This is a genomic window from Liquorilactobacillus sp. (assembly GCF_047719775.1).
GTDB lineage: Bacteria > Bacillota > Bacilli > Lactobacillales > Lactobacillaceae > Liquorilactobacillus.
This window is the reverse complement of the sequence record NZ_JBDNTS010000043.1, coordinates 1-4304: the sequence shown is the minus strand read 5'-3', so window position 1 is coordinate 4304 and position 4304 is coordinate 1. Positions and strand designations below refer to the sequence as shown.

The window sequence follows — 4304 nt, the reverse complement described above, 5'->3', positions numbered from 1 at the left end:
CTGTATCACGATAGTTCATTAAGGTATTTCTGTGTACAGTTCTAGTCTCAACATCATTTAAAATTTCAACACTAAATCTAGCACAGTCTTTTAGATTCACAATTAATGCACGAATCTTACTTTTAAATTCACGTTGCTGAAATTCTTTAATTTCTGTAATTGAACTATTCAAATCATCCATTTTTGAACTGATTTCAGTCATATAATATTGTCCAACAACCATTGAAGCAGCATTCATTACATTGGCTGTAGATAATACTTTTGATTGCTTTGCTTCCTTCAGTAGTGCTTGACTTTTGATTTTCCCACTTTTTCCTTGAACGAATCCTCTAAGATAATCTCCATCTCCATGGGCTTTAACTAATGTTTCTCCTTTTTGTATAACAACTTCATAAAGACCATTTTTACTATTTCCAACAGGAATATTCTTAGTAATTAACTCAGCAAACCTTGGAGATAATGAAATGAGTTCGTCTAAAACTGCACTATCTGTAATTTCATGTAACTGTTTATTCAATATATCTTTATCTGTTTTAGAAATAAATTTAAGCTCATTTTTGTTTTCTAATTCTTCGTCATTCTTCTTCATCCAAAAAGCCATAATAACACCCCTTTTTAATCCCCCAAATTTCCCCTAAAAAATAAATACTAACAATAACTGTTCACCGATATTTACTACTATTACGTAATTCTAATTTTAGAATAACGATTTCTTTAAATTATTTCAACTTATTTCATTGTATAAAGTAAATAAATTTAAAAAAGATAGTTGATTTATATTTATTGGAGCACATAAAACATGCTTTTTTGTAGATTGGGAACAGCGTAAGCTGGGCGAGCTAGCTAAAATCTCTCGAGGTGCCTCACCAAGACCCATCCAAGATCCAAAATGGTTTGACAATTCGTCCAAGGTTGGGTGGTTACGCATCGCTGACGTTACAGAACAGAATGGGAGAATTCATCACCTTGAGCAACACATTTCCAAGCTTGGGCAGAAAAAGACTCGTGTGTTGACCAGTCCACACTTATTACTTAGTATCGCAGCAACCGTTGGGAAACCTGTTGTAAATTATGTACAGACTGGAGTCCACGACGGATTTTTAATTTTCTATAACCTTAAAGTAAACCGAGAGTTTGTCTATCAGTGGTTGGAAATGTATCGTCCGCTTTGGCAAAAATATGGTCAACCGGGAAGTCAGGTAAATCTTAATTCAGAGTTGATTAAGAGTCAGACAATCTTTTTGCCATCAGATAAAGAACAACAAAAAATCGGTACCTTCTTCAAGCAACTTGATGAGACTATTACCCTTCATCAGCGTAAACTGGATCTTCTAAAGCAACTCAAACAGGGATTTTTGCAACAAATGTTCCCCCAAAAAGGAGAAACTGTACCTAAGATGAGATTTACTACTTTTGGTGGCGATTGGGAACAGCGTAAGTTGGGGGAAATAGCTGATATTATTGGTGGTGGAACTCCAAGTACTAGTGTTGCCGAATTCTGGAATGGAAATATTGATTGGTACTCACCTGTTGAAATTGGTGACAAAAATTATATTAATGGGAGTCAGAAAAAAATCACAGAAATCGGACTACAAAAAAGTTCAGCACACATATTACCAATAGGAACAATTCTTTTTACATCACGTGCCGGTATTGGGAATACTGCTATTCTAGCAAAAGAAGGATGTACTAATCAGGGATTTCAGTCAATTGTTCCACACCAAGGGTTCCTTGATAGCTACTTTATATTTTCTCGAACCCATGAATTGAAATACTATGGTGAAATAAATGGTGCTGGATCGACGTTTGTAGAAGTATCAGGCAAACAAATGAGAAAAATGCCTATTTTAGTACCAAATATCGAAGAACAACAAAAAATTGGTGTCTTCTTTCAACAACTCGATGAAACTATTAACCTTCATCAACAAAAGCTTATTCTCTTAAAGCAATTAAAAAAAAGTTTTCTTCAAAAAATGTTCATTTAAAAAGACACTCAGTTGATTCCAGTCATCTGAGTGTCTTTTATACTACATTAATGTTGCCATCTGCTGCATAATTTTTTGACTATCTTGAGCTTCAAGTTCTGTAATGATATGCAGATAAGTCTCTTGGGTCGTAGTCATGCTAGAGTGTCCTAATCTTTGAGCGACTGTAGCGATTGAAACGCCTGCAAATAATAATAATGATGCATGTGTATGTCTTAATCCATGTATGGAAATTACTGGAATATCTGCTTTCTTACACAGTACTTCTAAGCGATGATTTATTGTCGAATTAAAGACTCTTCCATCAATAAAAATTGGTTTTTGCTTATTGTAATCTTTAATCATTTGTGAAAACTGCATTGCGGTTTGCCAATCCAATTGTACTTTTCTAATTGAGGAAGCATTTTTCGTTGGTTGAAATTTTCCTTCTGCAGTACGATAGTTCCAAGTTTTATTAATTGTTAACATCTGAGTTCCAAAGTCAAAATCATTTGGTGTTAGAGCTAATCCTTCAGCAAAGCGAATCCCTGTTTTGGCAATAAGCAAGATAAACCAATCCCAATTTAATTCTTTTTCAAGATCAAGTTGGCGTAAAAGTAGTTGCAAATCAGTCTGACTTAAATATTTAACTTTCTTCTTTCTTGGAGTTTTACCTTTAATAGTGATTTTCCTTGTTGGATTTTGTTTAATTATGCCTTCATCTAATGCATCTAAAATTGCACTTTTGACCTGATGATGAAAATCCATCGTAGTTTGTTTCTCGTGCTCAATTGCATAGTCATTAATTAATTGCTGATATGTACGCCTGTTGAGTTCGCTAACTTTAAGATTTGGTGCTAATTTTCTTAACCACTGCAAACTCATATAATATTTATTTAATGTTACTTCTCGCACAGCATGAACCTTGTACACATCTATCCAATCTGCAAAGTACCTGAAAAAAAGTTGTGAAGATTTTTTTGAAACCATAAAAGAACACCCTCCTAAAATTTTTAACAGCTTTAACAGCTATCTGATTAATTATCTAGGAGAGGAGTTGAATTTGAAACCATATTTAGATGAAAAGTTTTTGTAGAAATCCCTTTTTTAATTGCTTTAAGAGAATAAGTTTTTGTTGATGAAGGGTAATAGTCTCATCAAGTTGCTTGAAGAAGGTACCGATTTTAGACTGTTCATCTGTACTTTTTGGATACGAAAATGTCGTTTTTTGAAGATTATTTTTACTAATTGAAGAAACTTTGGTTCCCTGCATTAAAGGTAAAAGCTGCCTATGATATGTATCTGAATTAATGTAATATCCCACAAAGAAAGTAGCTATTTTTTCTTTTGGTTTAGCTACGATTGTATGAAGTCCTGATACAACAAAATCGCCTTTTATACCACTAACTTCAACAGCTTTTCCAACTGTTTCATCTTCTGCAGCGTCAGTAAAAATAATGTCCCCGTTCTCTAATAAACCATTTTTATATTTATCCAGTGTACCACCTGTTATAAACGGAATTTCATCCCTTCTAATATCTAGAATTGGCCCATACTTTACAAGAATATCCCCATAATGGACATTCCTAATCACACCTTCATCATAGTTCAACTGTGCACGTGATAAAGAGTTCGTAGAAACTGAAAAATCGAAAAACTTTCCCAACTTACGCTGTTCCCAATCACCATCAAAAGCAGTAAATCTCACCTTAGGTATAGTTTCTCCATTTTGGGGGAACATTTGTTGCAAGAAGCCTTTTTTAAGTTGTTTCAAAAGATCAAGCTTACGCTGATGAAGAGCGAGAGTGTGGTCAAGAACCTGCATTAGCTGACTAATTTTTAGCTGTTCGCTAAAACTGGGCATTGGAACTTGGAACTCTTTCATCGCCGAAGCAAGGATATGCCTGATAGTATTACCAGTGGTAATATTCTCGATTTTCTTTGCTGCGTTCTGGGTTTGAAGGTAATCACTTACAAAGTATGGATCAGTCTGCTCTTTTGGATTTGCCACAATTATAACGGCATGAGCCGCTGTATTATTGAGTTCTTCAGGAATAACCGCGCTATGGCCAACGTGACCCGACTGCACGATAACAAGATCTCCGGTGTGCAACCAGTTGGCTTTTTGCTTTTGGTAAAAGACTTCGTTTATATATACGGATGTATTGAAATTCAATTTTCCGTTCTTAACATTGTTAGATTCGAGGTAGAAATTACCTTTGTCTACATAGTAGGGTGTCGCGGTTCCTACGAACGCATTTCGAATTTTAGAGTAGCGTTCACCAAGCTTACGCTGTTCCCAATCGTCAATAACCCCCTTAAACCTTAGTAAGGGTACAT

Annotated in this window: 3 protein-coding genes and 1 pseudogene; 1 reads left to right on the top strand and 3 read right to left on the bottom strand. The window is 34.9% G+C overall.

The window, feature by feature from the left end:
- Positions 1 to 601 (bottom strand): annotated as a pseudogene (locus ABF682_RS11870) (hypothetical protein); the annotation flags it as partial.
- 175 nt (positions 602 to 776) lie between these two features.
- Here ABF682_RS11870 and ABF682_RS11865 point away from each other — a divergent pair.
- On the top strand, positions 777 to 1985 hold the full coding sequence (locus ABF682_RS11865; RefSeq protein WP_415619932.1) for a restriction endonuclease subunit S: 1209 nt from the start codon (positions 777 to 779) through the stop codon (positions 1983 to 1985).
- Between the two features lie 42 nt (positions 1986 to 2027).
- Here the strand turns inward: ABF682_RS11865 and ABF682_RS11860 are convergent, their stop codons facing one another.
- Both ABF682_RS11860 and ABF682_RS11855 read right to left on the bottom strand, forming a co-directional pair.
- Complete coding sequence (locus ABF682_RS11860) at positions 2028 to 2954, bottom strand: site-specific integrase (protein WP_415619931.1); 927 nt, start codon at positions 2952 to 2954, stop codon at positions 2028 to 2030.
- A gap of 85 nt (positions 2955 to 3039) precedes the next feature.
- A partial coding sequence (locus ABF682_RS11855; RefSeq protein WP_415619930.1) for a restriction endonuclease subunit S occupies positions 3040 to 4304 on the bottom strand: 1265 nt, incomplete at its 5' end.